Raw genomic sequence first — 18534 nt, forward strand, 5'->3', positions numbered from 1 at the left:
TCCTCAGATGCATTTGAAATAGTCGAAGGGTTCCAGACAGTCCTTGCAGCGATACGATGCCTTGCAGGGCGTCGAGCCGAACTGGCTGACTTTCTCGGTATGGGTCGATCCGCAATGCGGGCAGGTGATGACCAGGTTCGAGGTTCCGGCCAGCCGGTTCACCCGGCCCATCAGCCGGCCATCGGCGGCGGTGCCATCGACGGGGGGCGCGATGCCATAGGCACGCAGCTTTTCACGCCCCTCATCGCTGATCCAGTCGGTGGTCCAGGGCGGCGACAGCCGGCGTTCAAGCCGCAGCTTTTCGATGCCGTGGTCACGCAGCGCCTTTTCGATGTCCAGGTTGATGATGCTGGTGGCGGGGCAGCCCGAATAGGTCGGCGTCACCGTCACCACCAGCGTCTCACCGTCCCAGGCGACATCGCGGATGATGCCCAGGTCGGTCAGGCTGATCACCGGGATTTCCGGGTCCGGCACCTCGGACAGCCAGCGCCAGACCTGCTCGGTCGAGGGCAGGGTCGGGGTGCTCATCGCCCGCCCCCCTTACCAGGTCGCGCCGGGATAGGCGCGCTGCAGGAACTGCATATCCGCCAGGATAAAGCCCAGATGCTCGGTATGCACGCCGCGCTTGCCGCCCTTGTGCATATACCCTGCGGTCGGCGCCTTCAGCGTCGCCTGTTCCAGCACATCGGCCACCACCGCATCCCAGCCCGCCTTCAGCGCCTGCAGATCGGGCGCGATGCCCGCCGCCGCCACCGCGCGGTCGGCCTCATCGGCCAGGAACAGCTCGCCCGTATAGGCCCACTGATCGTCCAGCGCGTTTTGCATCCGGGTGTGGCTTTCCTCGGTGCCGTCGCCCAGACGGATTACCAGATCGGCCGACCGTTCCAGGTGATAGGCCACCTCTTTCACCGCCTTGGCCGCAATTTCGGCCACGCGCGGATCGGTGGATTTTTCCAGCGCCTTCAACATTTCAAGATGCCAGGCGTCGAACAGGAACTGGCGCATCAGCGTGTTGCCGAAATCGCCATTGGGCCGTTCCACCAGCAGCACGTTGCGGAATTGCGCCGCATCGCGCAGATAGGCCAGGTTGTCCGCGCTGCGGCCCTTGCCCTCGATCTCGCCTGCCAGACCCAGCCACAGCTGCGTCTGCCCGATCAGGTCCAGCGCGGTGTTGGCCAGCGCGATGTCTTCCTCCAGCACGGGGGAATGGCCGCACCATTCCGACACGCGATGGCCCAGGACCAGGGTGTTGTCGCCCATCCGGGTCAGGAATTCAAAAAAGGCCGCCTGCAGTTCGGGCGCATCGCCCGGGCGCGCGGTGCCTTGCGCGGCGGCGGCACGCGCCGCCAGCGCCTCGACATTCGGGGTGGTCATATCGGGAAGCGACGGCATCACATATGCCCCACTTCTTCAGGAATGTCGAAGAAGGTCGGGTGACGATAGACCTTGGAATTCGACGGCTCAAACAGCGGCCCCTTGTCCGAAGGGCTGGACGCGGTGATGTCGTTCGACTTCACGACCCAGATCGACACGCCCTCGTTGCGACGGGTATAGACGTCGCGGGCGTTCTTGATCGCCATTTCCGCATCCGGCGCATGCAGGCTGCCGACATGGCGGTGGTTCAGGCCGTGCTGGCCACGGATAAAGACCTCCCAGAGGGGCCATTCGCTGGACATGAGTTTTCTCCTCCCGAAAACGGGCCTAAGTCTGGCTGTGGATGGGCGGCGGGGCCGCCGCCCGGGATCGGTGTCTTATTCGGCCGCGATCTTCGCGGCGGCGCGACGCGCCTCGGCCTTCTTGGCATGGGCGACCAGACCGTCGCGGAACCATTCGCCGTCTTCCCAGGCCTTGACGCGGGCGCCCAGGCGTTCCTTGTTGCACGGGCCATTGCCGGCGATCACGTCGAAGAATTCCGACCAGTCGGGCTGGCTGAAGTCATAGCCGCCCTTTTCCTCGTTCCACTTCAGATCCGGGTCGGGGATCGACAGGCCCAGATATTCGGCCTGCGGCACGGTCTGATCGACGAATTTCTGGCGCAGTTCGTCATTGGTGTTGATCTTGATCTTCCAGGCCATCGACTGTGCCGAATGCACCGATTCCGCATCGGACGGGCCGAACATCATCAGCGCCGGATACCAGAAGCGGTTCAGCGCATCCTGCGCCATCGCCTTCTGTTCGGGCGTGCCCTGGGCCATCTTCATCATGATGTCATAGCCCTGGCGCTGGTGGAAGGATTCCTCCTTGCAGATCCGGATCATGGCGCGGCTGTAGGGGCCAAAGCTGGTGCGCTGCAGCGGCACCTGGTTCATGATCGCGGCGCCATCCACCAGCCAGCCCACCGCGCCGATATCGGCCCAGTTCAGCGTGGGATAGTTGAAGATCGAGGAATATTTCATCTTGCCGCTGTGCAGCTTGTCCAGCAGCTCATCGCGGCTGACGCCCAGCGTTTCGGCGGCGCAATACAGATACAGGCCGTGGCCCGCCTCATCCTGGACCTTGGCCAGCAGGATCGCCTTGCGTTCCAGCGTGGGGGCGCGGGTGATCCAGTTGCCCTCGGGCAGCTGACCGACGATTTCGGAATGCGCGTGCTGGCCGATCTGGCGGATCAGCGTCTTGCGATAGGCCTCGGGCATCCATTCCTTCGGCTCGATCTTTTCGCCGCGGTCGATGCGTTCCTGGAACGCGCGCTCCTCGGGCGACATTTCTTCCAGCGACTTGACGCGGTCGGCGTCGGTCTTGACCATTTGTGCGTACATCGCGGCTACCTCCTGTTCACACGCGTTCAATGATAATGGCGATGCCCTGCCCCACCCCGATGCACATGGTGCAAAGCGCGTAGCGCCCGCCGGTGCGGTGAAGCTGATACATCGCGGTCGTCACAAGCCTTGCGCCGCTCATCCCCAGGGGATGGCCAAGGGCGATGGCGCCGCCGTTCGGGTTCACATGGGCCGCATCGTCGGGCAGGCCCAGATCGCGCAGCACGGCCAGCGCCTGGGCGGCGAATGCCTCATTAAGTTCGATCACGTCCATCTGGTCAAGCGTCATGCCGGCGCGAGCCAGCACCTTGCGCACCGCGGGCGCGGGGCCCACGCCCATGACACGCGGTTCAACCCCCGCCGCGGCCATCGCCACGATGCGGGCGCGCGGCGTCAGGCCCTGGGCCTTCGCCGCCTCGGCCGAGGCGATGACCAGCGCCGCAGCCCCGTCATTGACGCCCGAGGCATTGCCGGCGGTGACACTCAGGTCGGGGCCGTTGACACCGCGCAGCTTGGCCAGCTGTTCGGCGGTGGTGGCCGGGCGCGGATGTTCATCCGTGTCGATCACCAGCGGATCGCCCTTTTTCTGCGCGATGGTGACGGGCACGATCTCATCCGCAAAGATCCCCGCCGCCTGCGCCGCGGCCCAGCGCGCCTGGCTGCGCAGCGCAAAAGCATCCTGATCTTCGCGGCTGATGTTGTAATCGGCTGCGACATTGTCGGCGGTTTCGGGCATCGAATGGGTGCCGTAGACTTTTTTCAGCGCCGGATTGGGAAAGCGCCAGCCGATCGTGGTGTCATAGACCGCATTGGCGCGCGAAAAGGCGGTATCCGCCTTGGGCATCACGAAGGGCGCGCGGCTCATGCTTTCGACGCCGCCTGCGATGACCATATCGCAATCGCCCGCCTTGATCGCGCGGGCCGCCATGCCCACCGCATCCATCCCCGACCCGCACAGCCGGTTCACCGTGGTCCCCGGCACCGCGATCGGCATGCCCGACAGCAGCACAGCCATACGGCCCACGTTGCGGTTGTCTTCGCCCGCCTGGTTGGCGCAGCCATAGATCAGATCGTCGACCTGCGACCAGTCTACCTGCGGGTTGCGCTCCATCAGCGCCTTCAGCGGCAGCGCGGCAAGGTCATCGGCCCGCACCTGGGCCAACGCCCCGGCATAGCGGCCAATCGGTGTGCGCACCGCATCGCAGATATAGGCTTCGGTCATTCGATACTCCCCCTGGCTCCCCTCGGTCGCGGCGGGCATAAGGCCCACATTGACCGACCGTTCGGTCATTCTATGGCACAAAAAAGCGTCACGCGCAAAGCAAAATTCTACATAGCTTCGTGATGCTTTGTGGCAAGGGCAGGCGCATGATCCGAAAGCGCCGGAAAAACGGCGCCTTATCCTGCGCAGGCCAGGGCCCGCAACGCCGCCAGGCGCGCGCGCGTCGCCTCGGTCACGGGGGGCAGCGGGCCTTCGGCGGTGGTCAACCGGGCGCCCAGATACGAATCAGCGCCATCCGACAACGCCAGATACAGTTCGGCAAACAGCCGCTGCGCCACGGCCCCCGGCCAGTCGGCGGGCAAGGCCGCAACCGGCAGGCGCGGGTCATGCAACAGGGCCAGGCGATAGCCATGCACCAGCGCCAGACGCGCCACCAGACAGTCCTGCGGCGCCAATCGCCGCCCCTGCGCCAGCGTCGCCGACAAGGGCGCGAAACGCGCCACGAAATCGCGATAGGCCTGGCCGTGCGCGCCCAGATCCCAATGCGCGGCGGCGAAGGCGGGCAGATCCTGCGCGCCCGCGATCAGTTCCGCGCGAAACACGATCCCCCCCAGGTCCGCGGCCCGGCCCCGGTCGGGACCGATCAGCAGATCATCGCCCAAGGGCACGAACCCGTCACGCGCCAGCCGCGCCTGCGCCGCCGGGTCCGGGCGGGCAATCAGCACCCAGCCCTGCGCCGGCGCGGGCGGGCCGAACAGCAGCTGCGCCGCGCGCGCAAAATCCACCCGCGCCGCGGGCGTCAGCCGGTAATAGCTGCGCCGACCGTCCTTTTCGCCCTGCAACTGCCCCGCCGCCACAAGCCGCGACACGGCGGTGCGCACCAGTGTCTCGCTCAGGCCGACGCTGGCGCAGATCTCGATCAGATTGCCCATCCACAGCACACCGCCGCGCGGCTCGACCACGTCGCCATAGACCGTCACGATGAAACTGGCCGCGCGGGGTGGTTCGGGGCCCAACACCTCGGCAAGAACACCCCCGGGGGGGGCGGCGGGTCTTGGCCTGCGATGCACCATCCTCGCTCTCCTGCGCTGACCGGCCGGGGCATGGCGCGGCCGCCACCTTCTAGCCGCGGCGCCCGCCCGATGTCAGCGCCAAATCACCGCCCCGCGCAGGAAAAAGGCGCGCGCCCGTCGGCACGCGCCCCGATTGCCTTGCGAAAACGCCTTACTTGCGGGTGATGCGCCCATCCAGCGCCGGCGTATAGGGCCCGACCTTGGCCATGTATTCCGCAGTCACATCCGCCAGATCCGGGCCGTAATCATAGGCGTTCATGCCCTCGGCCCCGAACATGCGATAGCCATCGCCGCCCTGACGGACATAGTTGTTGGTGACCACGCCATAGACCTTTTCCGCCTCAAGCGGCACCCAGGCGTCACCCTCCTGCACCATCACATCGGACACGCGGCTGCCGGCGGGCTGAGCCGGATCGAAGCTGTATTTCAGCCCCGCCACCTGCGCGAAACGGCCCGCGGCCTCTTCGACCTGGCTTGCGCCGTTTTCCAGCGCGGCCAGGATGGTCGAGCCCCTCGCCTCAAAGGTGGACAGCGTGTTCTGGAAGGGCAGAACGCTCAGCACCTCGCCCATCGTCACCGGCCCCGCATCGATTGAGGACCGCAGCCCCCCGCCGTTCTGGATGGCGATGCTCACGCCCTGAGCGCGCACCCGGTCCAGCATCGCATCGGCCACCAGATTGCCCATCGCACATTCGACCTGACGGCAATTGTCACGCGACCCGTCGATCTCGGCGGTGCTTTCGGCCACCACCCTGGTCTTCAGTTCCTCGATGGGCGCGCCCATCTCGGCCACGCGGGCGGCGATTTCGGGATCGGGGGTGACGCTGGCATCCAGCACGATCGTGTCGCCCTCGGCAAAGGTCAGGTTGCCCGAGTCATCGAAGGTCAGGACCAGATGGCCCAGATATTTCGAATAGGCATAGGCCTGCACCACCGGCACCATGGCCCCCGCCCCCGCATCAACCCAGGTCGGATAGGCGCCATGCCGATCCGGGTCCGAGGCCGACAGATAGGTGTGGCTGTGCCCGCCCACCACCGCATCCAGCCCCGGCACGGCGGCAGCAATTTCCTGATCCTTGTGATAGCCCACATGGGTCAGCGCGATGATCTTGCTGACGCCCTCGGCCTCAAGGGCGGCGACATCGGCGCGCAGGCTTTCGATTTCATCCTGGAAGATCACCGAAGGCCCGGGCGCCGCGGTATCGACCGTATCGGTCGCCAGTGCCGAGATGATGCCGATCTTTTCGCCGCCCACCTCCAGCACGACATGGTTTTTCACCTTGTCCTTCAGCAGGTTCGACTGGCTCAGGTCCAGGTTGCCCGAAAGGATCGGGAAGTCCGCCTTCTCGATCAGACCGGCCAGCCCCTCGGGGCCGTCGTCGAATTCGTGGTTGCCCACCGCCATCGCATCAAAGCCGATGCGGTTCATGAACTCGGCCACCTCGACGCCCTTGTAGGTGGTATAGAACAGGCTGCCCTGGAACTGATCGCCCGCATCCAGCACGATCACATTCTCGCCCGCCGCCGTCAGGCCATCGCGCAATTCGTTGATCTTGGTGGCAACGCGGGCAATGCCGCCGAAACATTCGCCCTTGGCCTCGCCTTCCGCGTTGCAGGTGGAATCGGTCCTGCCGATCGATTCGATACGGCTGTGCAGATCGTTGATATGCAGCACATGCAACTTGTAATCGGCATGCGCCACGCCGGCCGTAAGCGCCAAAGCGGCAGCCGAGACAAGGAAACGGGCTTTCATGGGAACCTCCGAAAGGAAACGACGCGTTCAGGTTGCGGCAGCTTGACCAACAAGTCAAAGCTCGATTTGCTCACCCGGATCGCGCGCCCCCGCCCCACGCGCGGGATTGACCAACGCCCGCCCAAAGGGCATGTGGAAGCCATGCTGATCTACAAGATTTTCCGCCGCCCCGAATGGGATGCCTTCCGCGCCGCAGGCGAAACCGCCGGCGCGCCGGTCGATCTGGCCGATGGCTTTATCCATTTCTCGACCGGCGCGCAGGTGACCGAGACGGCGGCGAAACATTTCGCCACCGAAAGCGATCTGGTGCTGGTCGCAATCGAGGCCGACACATTGGGTCCGGCGCTGAAATGGGAACCCTCCCGCGGGGGGGCGCTGTTTCCCCACCTTTACCGCCCGCTGCGCCTGTCCGAAGTGGTCTGGGACAAGTCCCTGCCGCTGGGCGCCACCGGCCATATCTTCCCCGAGGCGACCCTGTGACCTTTCTGGAACGCGCCGCGCTGGCGGCAATGCACCGCATGGACCCCGAAGCCGCGCATGGCCTGTCGATCCGGGCGCTGCGCACGGGCCTGGCGCCCCTGCCCGGCCCGGTCAGCACGGCGCGGCTGCGCACGCGGCTTGCGGGGCTGGACCTGCCCAATCCGGTGGGCCTGGCCGCGGGCTTTGACAAGAACGCCACCGCCGTCGCCGCGCTGATGCGCGCGGGCTTCGGGTTCATCGAGGTGGGCGCCGCCACCCCCCGGCCCCAGCCCGGCAACCCCAAGCCACGCCTGTTCCGCCTGACCGAGGACCGCGCCGCCATCAACCGCTTCGGCTTCAACAACGAAGGCGTCGACCCGATCGCCGCGCGGCTGGCCCAACGCCCCACGGGGATCCCCGTCGGGCTGAATCTGGGCGCGAACAAGGACAGCGCCGACCGCGCCGCCGATTTCGCCCGCGTCCTGGCCGTGGCCGGCCCGCATGTCGATTTCGCCACCGTCAACGTCTCCTCCCCCAATACCGAAAAGCTGCGCGACCTGCAGGGCAAGGATGCCCTGGCCGCCCTGCTGCGCGGCGTGATCGACACCCGCGCGGGCCTGGCCCGCCCGATCCCGGTGTTCCTCAAGATCGCGCCCGACCTGTCGCCCGCGGAACTGGAAGACCTGGCCGAAGTCGCCCTGACCTCGGGCATCGATGCGGTGATCGCCACCAACACCACGCTGTCGCGCGACGGGCTGCACAGCCCCCATCGCGATCAGGCAGGCGGGCTTTCGGGCGCGCCGCTGTTCGAAAAATCCACCCGCATCCTGGCCCAGCTGTCGCGGCTGACGGCGGGCCGCATCCCGCTGATCGGCGTGGGCGGTGTGTCCAGCCCCGAACAGGCCTATGAAAAGATCCGCGCCGGGGCTTCGGCGGTGCAATTCTATACCGCCATGGTCTATCACGGCCTGTCGCTGGCCGCCGACATCCCGCGCGGCCTGGATGCGCTGCTGGCGCGCGACGGCTTTGATACGGTGGCGGCCGCCGTCGGCACCGGGCGCGACGCATGGCTCTGACGATCTGGCACAATCCGCGCTGCGCCAAATCGCGCGAGACGCTGGCGCTGCTGACAGGTCGCGGCCTGACACCGGCCATCCGGCTTTACCTGCAAGACCCGCCGACACTGGCCGAACTGCGCGCAGCCCTTGCCAAGCTGGGCCAGCCCGCCGCGGCCCTGATGCGCTGTAAAGACAGCCCCCTGGCCCCAGACGCGACCGAGGATGACATCCTGGCCGCCCTTGTCGCCGATCCGCGCCTGATCGAACGCCCGCTGGTGCTGACCGACACCGCCGCGGCTCTGGGCCGCCCGCCCGAAGCCGTGCTGGCGATCCTGTAACCTTTCATCTTGCCGAAAATACCTCGGGGGGTGAATTGGCCGAACGGCCAAGAGGGGGGCAGCGCCCCACTTCCCCGCATCCAAGCACCCGAACGCCCCCACCGCGCCTAGCCGTTCAGATCCTTCAGCAAACGGCCATGCTTGCGCACCTCGGCCAGCAGATCACCAAAGCTGACAAGTCCCCGCGCCTGCAAGGCCGGCAACAGCTTCAGAAAGGCATCGGCCGTGGCCACGGTATCGCCGATCGCGGTATGGCGGGCCTCTTCGGGGATGGTGATGCCCAGCCGATGGGTCAGCGCATCCAGGCTGTGCACCTCGCTCTGGCCAAAGACCACCGCCGACAGCAGCACCGTATCCAGCACCGGATGATCGAATGTGCGCCCGATCACGCCTTCCTTGCGGCGCAGGAATTCCAGGTCGAAGGGCGCGTTATGCGCGACCAGCACCGCGCCTTCGGCAAAGGCATGAAAGCGCCGCCCCACCTCGGCGATGCCGGGGGCGTCGATCACCATCGCATCGGAAATCCCGTGCACCTGGGTGGACCCGGGCGGGATGCGCCGGCCGGGGTTCACCAGCGTATCGAACACCTCCTTGTCGACGCGCCGGCCATTGACGATGCGGACCGCGGCGATCTGCACGATTTCGTCGCCCTCGGTGGGCAGCAGGCCCGTCGTCTCGGTATCAAAGACCACATAGGTCAGATCCGCCAGCCGCGCATCGGCGATGCCCGCGCTGCGCGCCTTGGACAGAAGGTCGAAATCATAGACCACCGCGCGCGGCACCGGCGGGGGGCGCTTGGCCGCGCCGCGCGCCTCGCGCAGCGGCAGGCACAGGCCCGGGCGGCCCGCAGCCCCGGTCTCGGGCCAGATTTCGGTCGCATGCATCGACAGGACGCGCCGCCCCGTGACATCGGCCAGCCCGACCTCCAGCGGGGCATCCAGCCAGCGGTCCAGATCCGCCACCGACACCGGCGGGCCCTGCCAATCCAGCGTGATCAGCGCGCCCGCGCCTTCCGGCGTGATCGTAATCGTGAAATCGTCCCGCCCCGTGCCCAGCCGCGCCACCAGCGCCGAAAACAGCGCCACCAGTTCGAAACCGTCGCAGCGCAGGATCAGCGCCGCAGCATCAGTGCGCAGCGCCACGCCCTCGGCCCCGGCGCGGGCCACCAGCGCCTCGGCCAGGTCGGTCGCACGGATCAGCGACAGCGGCCACCATTCGGCCCGGTCCGCATCATGGCGCGCGGCCAGTTCCGTGACCGCCCGCGCCAGCGCCTGTACCTCGGCCATCACCGCGCGGTCCAGCGCCTCGGGCGCGCGCCCGCCCTGTTCGGCCAGCACCCCCAGCACCGTCTGCAGATTGGCCGCGGGCCGGCGCACCCGGTCGAACAGCTCTTCCAGCAGCGCCTCACGCGCGGCATGGGCCGCCAGGTTGCCCGTCACATCGCGCAGCGTCAGCACATAGCCCGGCCGCCCGCCCGCGTGATGGTCCACCCCCTCGCCCAAAAGCCGCATCCGCGCCGCCAGCACCTTGGCCGGCCCCACCGTGGCGCACAAAAGATCCGAGGCCGCATCTGGATCATCGGTTTCCAGAAGCCGCGCATAGGCGTGGCGGATCGGCGCCTCATGCAGATAATCGAACAGCCGCCGGTCCAGCCCCGGCACATGCGCCGCATCGATCCCGCCCAGCAGATCCACCGCCTGGCCGTTGTAGAAGACCAGTTGATGATCGGGCGAACACAGCAAAACCCCCACCGGCACGTCGGACAACAGCGCCTCCAGGCGGTCTTTTTCGGTGGCAAGCCGGGTGGTTTCGCGCGCCACCGCCTCGGCCAGGGCATTGCGGGTTTCCGACAGGGTCTGGGTCACCGCCGCCGCCGCAGGCGCCAGATCGCCAAGATAGCGCGCGGGTGCTGCGTCGAATTCGGATGCCACCTCGGCATGGGTACGCGCGCGCATGCCGCCGGCCAGCCGCTCGATCGGTTTGGCGACGTTTTCATCGAACAGGAACCAGACCCAGGTGATCAGCCCCAGGATCGCAAAGCCCGCCACCGTGCCGCCGATCACAAAGGCATTCAGCACCGACGGATCGGCCAGCCGCCGATAGCCCAGCCACAGCCCCGCTCCCAGCGCCGCCAGATTGCCCGCCGCCAGCGCGGCGAAGAACAAAAACACCCGCAGCCGCAGGCTGAGCCGCTGCATCAGGCGCGCCCCCCCTCATCCAGAAGGCGGTGCACCTCGGCGCGCAGTTCCTTCAGCTCAAAGGGTTTGGCGATGAAACCATCCGCCCCCAGCGCCAGCCCCTTGCGCCGTTCCAGCGCCGATCCGCGCGCGGTCATCATCAGGATCTTCACATCCCCCAGCCCCGCATCGGCGCGCACCTGCTGGCAGATTTCATAGCCCGACACCTCGGGCAGCATCACATCCAGCAACACAAGGTCGGGATGCGTGCGCCGGATCCGGTCGACCGCCTCGGCGCCATTGGCGATGCGGTCGTGGTCATAGCCTTCGCGCGTCATCAGATAATCCAGTGCGATGGCGATGTTGTCCTCATCCTCGACAATCAGAACGCGGCGTTTGCGACCCGCATCGGCCATGGCTCATCCTCCGTTGCAGGCGGCTTGCAGCAGCGCATCGCCGGGCGGCAGATCCACCCAGACCGCGCCCGACAGCGTGCCATCATCCGCCAGCGTGCCGCCCTGGAACAGATCGGCCCGCCGCCCGGCGCGGCAATCAAAGACCACCGGCACCCGCGCCGTGGGTTTCCAGCGTTCGACCAGCAGGATTTCGGTCAGGGCCAGGTCGGGATTGGCGCCGGACCGCATCACCGAACCGCGATCCACCGCCATGAAGCGGGTGGTGACCGGCACGATGTAGGACCAGGGCCGCCAGGGCGCGCCCGAGGCGACCGGGTTCAGCACCACCACCCGTTCCGGCAGACGCGCCGCGACACGGTCGAACCAGCTGTATTCGTTCCAGACCGAATAGCCCACCATCGCCGCGCCCACCACCGCGGGCATCACCCAGCGCGGCAGCGCCCGCCCGCGCAGGCGGCGCAGCAGGTGGTTCAGCGCAAACAGCATCAGCGCCGCAAAGACGCCCACTGCCACCATTGCCAGAATGTCGATCGCCATGCCGCCGTCCCTTCAGCCCAATGCGCCCTTGCCATGCCCCAGCGCCGTCTGCATCGTGCGCACCACCACGAAGGCATCGCGCAGATGCGAACGTTCGAAATCCGACAGATCGGACGGGGCCAGGTAGTTGTCGGGCTTGCGCCCCGATTTCACCAGCTGCGCCTGATTTTCCAGCCGCATCGTCGCGATCAGGTCATAGGCCTCGATCAGGTCGCGCGCGCCTGATGCCGAAATCACGCCCGCATCCTCGGCCGCCAGCAGCCGCGCGCGCGTGTTTGCCGCCCGCAGCCGCCCCTGCAACGCATAGACCCGCGCCAGATCGGCCACCGGCACCACGCCGTTCAGCTTCATGTCGATGTGGTTGCGATGCTCGCCCGACCGGATCGTGGCAAAGCCCCGGATCAGGCCCAGCGGCGGAGTGTGCTTCAGGCTGTTGACGATCATATGCGCGACAAAGATCGAATTGCGCCCGGCGTTTTCCAGGGTTTCGGCCTGCAGGTCATGGAATAGCGCCACCGCATTGCCGCCGATGGGGCGCAGGTCGAACATGACGGAGGCCAGCATCTGCGCCTCGGGCGAGGGTTTGGCGATCCAGCCGCGGAAATAGTCGCGCCAGACGCGGGCGGGCTGGCACCAGCGGTCAGCGGTGGCCATCATGTCGCCGGGGCAATAGAAATAGCCCACCGCGTTCAGCCCGTCGGAGACGAATTTCGCCAGCGCGCGGAAATAGACCATGTCATCGGGGGTGACGCTGTCATCCAGGATCAGGCAGTTGTCCTGATCGGACACGCCGGTCTGTTCCTGCCGGCCCTGGCTGCCGCAGGCCAGCCACAGATAGGGCACGGGCGGCGCGCCCAGATCCGCCTCGGCCAGGGTCAGCAGGCGGCGGGTGACGGCATCGGCGATGTCGGTGATCAGGCGGGTCACGACCTCATGGCTGTGATGCCCGCCCACCAGCTGCGCCAGCAGCCGCGGGATGCGCGCGGTGACGGCGGCCATTTCGGCCACGGTTTCGGCCGTGGCCACATCGCGCACCAGCACCGCGGAACTGACCGCCTGAAACCGGGTCAGGTCGGTCTGGGTGATCATGCCGACAAAGCGCCCGTCATCGACGATGGGCAGATGCCCGATGCGCCGTTCCAGCATCATGTTCAGCAGGTCCGACCCCAGCGCGCTGGAGGGCAGCGACAGCGGGTCCGCCGTCATCACCGCATGGACCGGGGTGGCGGGGTCGCGCCCTTCGGCCAGAACCTTGTTGGACAGGTCGCGCACCGTGACGATGCCGGTCAGCCGGTCGCCCTCGGTCACGCCCAGCGAGGAGACATGCAGATCGCGCATCATCCGCGCCACCTCGGCCACGGCCATGTCGGGCGGGCAGGACAGCGGCTTGCGCGCGATCAACTCGGACACCTTCAGTGTGGCGATATCGGGGCCGCGCACCTCTTGCGGGCGGCCGCGGTTGAAGAACCGCGCGAAGGGCGGGGATTCGGCCAGAAGCCGGTGGAATTCCGCCGCCGGCAGCATCAGCAGGACACTGTCTTCCTTGGTGCGCGCGGTGGTCACCGCCAGCCCGTCGCGCATCAGCCCGCGTTCGCCAAAGGTGTTGCGCGCCGACAAAAGCGACACCAGCGCGCCGTTGCGGTCCAGCACCTCGATGCCGCCGCGCTTGATCAGGTAAAGGCCCTCCAGCGGATCGCCGATCGCATAGACCTGCGTTTCGGCGGGCAATTCCCTGCGGCTGAAGCAACCGGCGACACGCACCAGTTCGTCCCGCGGCAGGCTGTCATAGGGATGCACGGCTTCCAGAAAGGACAGGATTGCCTGAAGATCGGGGTCCATGCGCATATTCCCTGTGACATCGGGCGCCCCGGTTCGGGCGTCCCGGGGGGTGGCGGGGGCGGCGCCGGAACGCCGCCCCCAACCGGATCAGTGATGGGTGGCAGCCCCCGCCCCTTTCGGGATGCGGATCGATTCCACCAGGTCCTGCACCTCAACCGGCGGTTCCTTGGTCGCGCCCGACACGATGTAGGCGGTCGCAAAGTTCAGCACCGCGCCCACCGTCCCGATCGACAGCGGCGAAATCCCGAACATGTAGTTCGCCGGGATGTCTTCCAGGTTGTTGGTGCCCGGGATGAAGAACCAGCCCTTGTAGATGAAGATGTAGACGGCGGTGAACACCAGACCCACCAGCATGCCGGCAATGGCGCCTTCCTTGTTGATGCGCTTGGAGAAGATCCCCATCATCAGCACCGGGAAGATCGTCGCCGCCGCCAGACCGAAGGCCAGCGCCACCGTTTGCGCCGCGAACCCGGGCGGGTTCAGGCCCAGATAGGTCGCCACCACGATGGCGAAGGCCATCGAGATCCGCGCCGCCAGCATCTCGCCTTTTTCCGAGATGTTGGGGTTGATCGAGCCCTTGATCAGGTCATGGCTGATCGCGGACGAGATCGCCAGCAGCAGACCCGCCGCGGTCGACAGCGCCGCCGCAAGGGCGCCCGCGGCCACCAGCGCGATCACCCAGCCCGGAAGCTGCGCGATTTCGGGGTTGGCCAGCACCATCATGTCGTTGTCGACCTTGGTCAGTTCGTTGCCGGCCCAGCCACGTTCGGCGGCGATGGCGTTCATCGCTTCCGACTTGTCGTTGTAATACTGGATCAGGCCGTCGCCGTTCTTGTCTTCCATCGCCAGAAGACCGGTCGTTTCCCAGGTGCGGACCCAGTTCAGATTCGGGTTGCTGTCGATTTCCGCGCGGCTGATGGCGTCACCATCCAGCGCATTGCCGGCCACCGCATTGGGCCACATCGTCGTGGTCAGGTTCAGACGCGCCATCGAGCCCACGGCCGGGGCCACGGTATAAAGCAGCGCAATGAAGACCAGCGCCCAACCCGCCGAAGACCGGGCATCGGCCACCTTCGGCACGGTGAAGAAGCGGATGATGACATGCGGCAGACCCGCGGTGCCGATCATCAGCGACATGGTGAACAGGAACATGTTGAACATGTTCATGCTGTCCGAGGTATAGGCCCGGAAGCCCAGTTCCGTCACCACCTGGTCCAGCTTGGCCAGGAAGGCCACATCGCCGCCGCCCGGCGCATAGGACCCGATCAGACCCAGCTGCGGGAAGAAGTTGCCCGTCAGCTGCATCGAGATGAAGATCGCCGGGATGGTATAGGCGATGATCAGCACGACATATTGCGCCACCTGGGTGTAGGTGATGCCCTTCATGCCGCCGAACACCGCATAGGCGAACACGATCGCCGCGCCGATATAAAGGCCGGTGTCGGTCGACACTTCCAGGAAGCGCCCGAAGGTCACGCCCACGCCGCGCATCTGGCCGATAACATAGGTGACCGAGATCACGATCAGACAGATCACCGCCAGCAGACGCGCGCCGCCCGAATAGAAACGGTCGCCGATGAATTCGGGCACGGTGAACTTGCCGAACTTGCGCAGGTAGGGCGCCAGCAGCAGCGCCAGCAGCACATAGCCGCCGGTCCAGCCCATCAGGAAGGCGGACTGTTCATAGCCGCCCGCCCCCGCCATCGCGATGATCCCCGCCATCGAGATGAAAGAGGCGGCCGACATCCAGTCAGCGCCGGTGGCCATGCCATTCAGAACCGGGTGAACGCCCTGGCCCGCAGCATAGAATTCCGAAGTGGACCCGGCACGGGCCCAGACGGCGATCCCGATGTAGATGGCAAAGGTGATGCCAACCACGATCAGGTTCAGGGTAAACTGATCCATCTGCTCTGCCCCTTATTCTTCGACGCCGTGTTCACGATCCAGTTTGTTCATCCGCGCGGCATAGGCGAAGATCAGGACCAGGAACACATAGATCGACCCGTTCTGGGCCATCCAGAAGCCAAGATCGGCACCGCCGACCGAAATGCCCTTGAGCATCGGCCGCAAGATGATGCCAAGCCCGAAGGACGCGACAAACCAGATCGCCAGTGAAATGGTGATGATCCGGACGTTCGCTTTCCAGTAGGCATTGGACGATGATTTGTCCGCCATAAGCGTTACTCCCTTTTTTATACCTCCAAGGGGGGCCCGGCATGGGCCCCGCCCCTCCCCGTCACGCCGCTGTAACCCGCGACACGATCGCACCCAGCCCGGACGCGATCGCCTGGATGGAACCCATCGCGTCGATCCGTTCGAGCACACCCAGCCGATCGTAATGCGCGATCAGCGGTGCCGTCTGGGCGTGGTAGGCCTGCAGCCGCGCACGCGCCGTTTCGGCAGTGTCGTCGGCGCGACGCTTGAACGCCGTGCCGCCGCATTTGTCACAAGTGCCCGCCACCGCGGGCTGCTTGAATTCGTCGTGATAGCCTTCGCCGCAGGCCGCGCAGGTATAGCGCCCGGCCACGCGCGCGATCATCGCCTCGTCATCGACCTCCAGGCTGATCGCGGCGGTGACCTTATGGCCGGCCTCGGCCAGAAGCCCATCCAGCGCCGCCGCCTGCCCGTCGGTGCGCGGGAACCCGTCCAGGATCACCCCGCGCGCCACATCGGGCTGGGCCAGGCGTTCCTTCAGGATCGCCAGGACGATGTCGTCGGACACTAGCGCGCCCGCCTCCATCACCGCCTTGGCGGCCAGACCCGCCGGCGTGCCCGCGGCCACCGCCGCGCGCAGCAGATCCCCGGTGGACAGCTGCACCAGGCCGAACGCCTCTTCCAGCATGCGCGCCTGGGTGCCCTTGCCCGCGCCGGGCGGGCCCAGCAGGATCAGGACGGCGGGGGTGGTCGTTACCGTGCTTGTCATCGCCATCCCGATCAGCCCCGGTTCATGCGGTTGTTGATCAGCTCTTCCACCACCGAGGGGTCGGCCAGCGTCGAGATGTCGCCCAGCGCGCCATAATCGTTTTCCGCGATCTTGCGCAGGATGCGGCGCATGATCTTGCCGGACCGGGTCTTGGGCAGGCCCGGCGCCCACTGGATCAGGTCGGGCTTGGCGATCGGGCCGATCTCGGTGCGGACCCAGGCCTCCAGCTCTTTGCGCAGGGCGTCGGTGGGTTCGACATCGTTCATCAGGGTGACATAGGCATAGATGCCCTGGCCCTTCAGTTCATGCGGATAGCCCACCACGGCGGCCTCGGCCACGGCAGCATGGGCCACCAGCGCGCTTTCCACCTCGGCGGTGCCCATCCGGTGGCCCGACACGTTGATCACGTCATCGACGCGGCCGGTGATCCAGTAATAGCCATCCGCATCACGCCGGCAGCCGTCGCCGGTAAAGTAATAGCCCTTGTACTGGCTGAAATAGGCCTCCTGGAAGCGTTCGTGATCGCCCCACAGCGTCCGCATCTGCCCCGGCCAGCTGTCGGAAATGCACAGCACGCCCTCGGCCTCGGTCTCGCCCTGGCGCACGGCGGTGTTGGCATCCAGCACCACCGGCTTGACGCCGAAGAAGGGCAGCGTGGCGGCACCCGGCTTGGTCGGCGTGGCATAGGGCAGCGGCGTGATCATGTGGCCGCCGGTTTCGGTCTGCCAGAAGGTATCGACAATGGGACATTTGCCCTTGCCGACGTGCTTGTCATACCAGACCCAGGCCTCGGGGTTGATCGGTTCGCCGACCGTGCCCAGAACGCGCAGCGACGACAGATCGTATTTTTCAACCCATTCCGGCCCCTGCCCCATCAACGAGCGGATCGCGGTGGGCGCGGTATAGAACTGCGTCACCTTGTGCTTTTCGCAGACCTGCCAGAAGCGGCCCGCATCGGGGAAGGTCGGCACGCCTTCGAACATCACCGTGGTCGCGCCATTGGCCAGCGGGCCATAGATGATGTAGCTGTGCCCGGTGACCCAGCCCACATCCGCCGTGCACCAGAACACATCGCCGTCCTGATAGTCGAAGGTGTATTGATGCGTCATCGCGGCATAGACCAGATAGCCGCCGGTCGTATGCACCACACCCTTGGGCTTGCCCGTCGACCCCGAGGTATACAGGATGAACAGCGGATCTTCGGCCCCCATCGGCCGCGGCGGGCAATCGGGGCTGGCGTGGGCCATCAGTGCCTTGACGTCGACATCGCGGCCCTCAACCCAGGTGGTCTGGTCGCCGGTATGCTTGACCACAAGGCAACGCACCTTGTCGGAACAATGCAGAAGCGCCGCATCGGTGTTCGACTTCAGCGGCGTGCGCTTGCCCCCGCGGGGCGCGGTGTCTGCGGTGATGACGACCTTGGCGCCGCAGTCGTTGATCCGGTTCGCCAGCGCATCGGGCGAAAAGCCCGCAAAGACGATCGAGTGGATCGCGCCGATCCGGGCGCAGGCCAGCATGGCATAGGCCGCCTCGGGGATCATCGGCAGATAAATCACCACCCGGTCGCCGCGCATCACGCCCTGGCTCAACAGCACGTTGGCAAATCGGTTCACCCGCTCGGACAGCTGGCGATAGGTGATATGCTCGGCCGGGGTGTTCGGATCATCGGGTTCAAAGATGATCGCGGTCTGATCGCCGCGCGTCGCCAGATGCCGGTCGATGCAATTGACCGAGGTGTTCAGAACCCCGTCCTCGAACCATTTGATCGAGACCTGACCATAGGTGAAATCGGTGTTCTTGACCTTGGTATAAGGGGTGATCCAATCCAGCCGCTTGCCCTCGCGCGCCCAGAACTTGTCCGGATCCTGAATCGATTCGGAATACATCGCGCGATACTTTGCGGTATCGGCATGCGCCTTGTCATACCCTGCGGGAACGTCACGCAGCTGCGGGGCCATCGCCCCCTGATCCTGAGCGGCCATC

General features: G+C 66.3%; 18 protein-coding genes. 3 read left to right on the plus strand and 15 right to left on the minus strand.

Going from position 1 to position 18534, the window contains the following annotated elements:
* Positions 1 to 3 precede the first annotated feature (3 nt).
* From paaD to MXB90_RS00150, 7 genes are all read right to left on the minus strand, one after another.
* Entirely contained in the window at positions 4 to 528 is a 525-nt protein-coding gene (gene paaD / locus MXB90_RS00120; protein ID WP_250039473.1) for a 1,2-phenylacetyl-CoA epoxidase subunit PaaD, read from the minus strand.
* Positions 529 to 540: 12 nt separating this feature from the next.
* Positions 541 to 1392 carry a 1,2-phenylacetyl-CoA epoxidase subunit PaaC gene (paaC, locus tag MXB90_RS00125; protein ID WP_250039485.1) on the minus strand — a complete coding sequence of 284 codons (852 nt, stop codon included), beginning with the start codon at positions 1390 to 1392 and terminating at the stop codon, positions 541 to 543.
* Positions 1392 to 1676 (minus strand): 1,2-phenylacetyl-CoA epoxidase subunit PaaB, encoded by a 285-nt coding sequence (paaB, locus tag MXB90_RS00130; RefSeq protein WP_250039487.1) that lies wholly within the window; start codon positions 1674 to 1676, stop codon positions 1392 to 1394. The genes paaC and paaB overlap by 1 nt, the downstream gene beginning before the upstream one ends.
* Before the next feature lie 75 nt (positions 1677 to 1751).
* The gene (paaA, locus tag MXB90_RS00135; protein WP_250039489.1) at positions 1752 to 2756 is read right to left on the minus strand and encodes a 1,2-phenylacetyl-CoA epoxidase subunit PaaA; all 1005 of its coding nucleotides are present in this window, start codon (positions 2754 to 2756) and stop codon (positions 1752 to 1754) included.
* A 16-nt stretch (positions 2757 to 2772) separates the two neighbouring features.
* Positions 2773 to 3978, minus strand: coding sequence for a 3-oxoadipyl-CoA thiolase (gene pcaF / locus MXB90_RS00140; protein WP_250039491.1), 1206 nt, complete (start codon positions 3976 to 3978; stop codon positions 2773 to 2775).
* Positions 3979 to 4154: 176 nt separating this feature from the next.
* A complete protein-coding gene (locus MXB90_RS00145) occupies positions 4155 to 5051 on the minus strand; it encodes a PaaX family transcriptional regulator C-terminal domain-containing protein (RefSeq protein ID WP_250039493.1) in 897 nt (298 codons plus the stop codon).
* 151 nt (positions 5052 to 5202) lie between these two features.
* On the minus strand, positions 5203 to 6804 hold the full coding sequence (locus tag MXB90_RS00150) for a bifunctional metallophosphatase/5'-nucleotidase (protein ID WP_250039495.1): 1602 nt from the start codon (positions 6802 to 6804) through the stop codon (positions 5203 to 5205).
* Between the two features lie 141 nt (positions 6805 to 6945).
* On the opposite strand from MXB90_RS00150, the gene MXB90_RS00155 reads away from it, so the two are divergent.
* Genes MXB90_RS00155 through arsC form a run of 3 tightly spaced genes read left to right on the plus strand, consistent with a single transcriptional unit; the run spans position 6946 to position 8659 of the window.
* The gene (locus tag MXB90_RS00155; RefSeq protein ID WP_250039497.1) at positions 6946 to 7284 is read left to right on the plus strand and encodes a DUF952 domain-containing protein; all 339 of its coding nucleotides are present in this window, start codon (positions 6946 to 6948) and stop codon (positions 7282 to 7284) included.
* Between the two features lie 29 nt (positions 7285 to 7313).
* Complete coding sequence (locus MXB90_RS00160; protein ID WP_284040692.1) at positions 7314 to 8339, plus strand: quinone-dependent dihydroorotate dehydrogenase; 1026 nt, start codon at positions 7314 to 7316, stop codon at positions 8337 to 8339.
* Positions 8330 to 8659, plus strand: a complete 330-nt coding sequence (gene arsC, locus MXB90_RS00165; protein ID WP_250039501.1) for an arsenate reductase (glutaredoxin) — start codon at positions 8330 to 8332, stop codon at positions 8657 to 8659. Before MXB90_RS00160 ends, arsC begins: the two co-directional genes overlap by 10 nt.
* 107 nt (positions 8660 to 8766) lie before the next feature.
* Here arsC and MXB90_RS00170 read toward each other — a convergent pair whose 3' ends face one another.
* The 8 genes from MXB90_RS00170 to acs all read right to left on the minus strand — a co-directional run bounded on the left by MXB90_RS00170 (position 8767) and on the right by acs (position 18509).
* Positions 8767 to 10857, minus strand: coding sequence for a 3'-5' exonuclease (locus MXB90_RS00170; protein WP_250039503.1), 2091 nt, complete (start codon positions 10855 to 10857; stop codon positions 8767 to 8769).
* On the minus strand, positions 10857 to 11252 hold the full coding sequence (locus tag MXB90_RS00175) for a response regulator transcription factor (RefSeq protein WP_250039505.1): 396 nt from the start codon (positions 11250 to 11252) through the stop codon (positions 10857 to 10859). Before MXB90_RS00175 ends, MXB90_RS00170 begins: the two co-directional genes overlap by 1 nt.
* Before the next feature lie 3 nt (positions 11253 to 11255).
* Positions 11256 to 11789 carry a hypothetical protein gene (locus MXB90_RS00180; RefSeq protein ID WP_250039507.1) on the minus strand — a complete coding sequence of 178 codons (534 nt, stop codon included), beginning with the start codon at positions 11787 to 11789 and terminating at the stop codon, positions 11256 to 11258.
* Between the two features lie 12 nt (positions 11790 to 11801).
* The gene (locus tag MXB90_RS00185; RefSeq protein WP_250039509.1) at positions 11802 to 13628 is read right to left on the minus strand and encodes a DUF294 nucleotidyltransferase-like domain-containing protein; all 1827 of its coding nucleotides are present in this window, start codon (positions 13626 to 13628) and stop codon (positions 11802 to 11804) included.
* A gap of 87 nt (positions 13629 to 13715) precedes the next feature.
* Complete coding sequence (locus MXB90_RS00190) at positions 13716 to 15533, minus strand: sodium:solute symporter family protein (RefSeq protein WP_250039511.1); 1818 nt, start codon at positions 15531 to 15533, stop codon at positions 13716 to 13718.
* Positions 15534 to 15545: 12 nt separating this feature from the next.
* Positions 15546 to 15803, minus strand: a complete 258-nt coding sequence (locus MXB90_RS00195) for a DUF4212 domain-containing protein (protein WP_250039513.1) — start codon at positions 15801 to 15803, stop codon at positions 15546 to 15548.
* Between the two features lie 61 nt (positions 15804 to 15864).
* Positions 15865 to 16551 carry an adenylate kinase gene (locus MXB90_RS00200; protein ID WP_250040511.1) on the minus strand — a complete coding sequence of 229 codons (687 nt, stop codon included), beginning with the start codon at positions 16549 to 16551 and terminating at the stop codon, positions 15865 to 15867.
* 11 nt (positions 16552 to 16562) lie between these two features.
* Entirely contained in the window at positions 16563 to 18509 is a 1947-nt protein-coding gene (gene acs, locus MXB90_RS00205; protein ID WP_250040512.1) for an acetate--CoA ligase, read from the minus strand.
* Between the last annotated feature and the right edge of the window lie 25 nt (positions 18510 to 18534).

Origin of the sequence: Phaeovulum molybdatiresistens (assembly GCF_023544865.1) — a bacterium.
Lineage (GTDB): Bacteria > Pseudomonadota > Alphaproteobacteria > Rhodobacterales > Rhodobacteraceae > Pontitalea.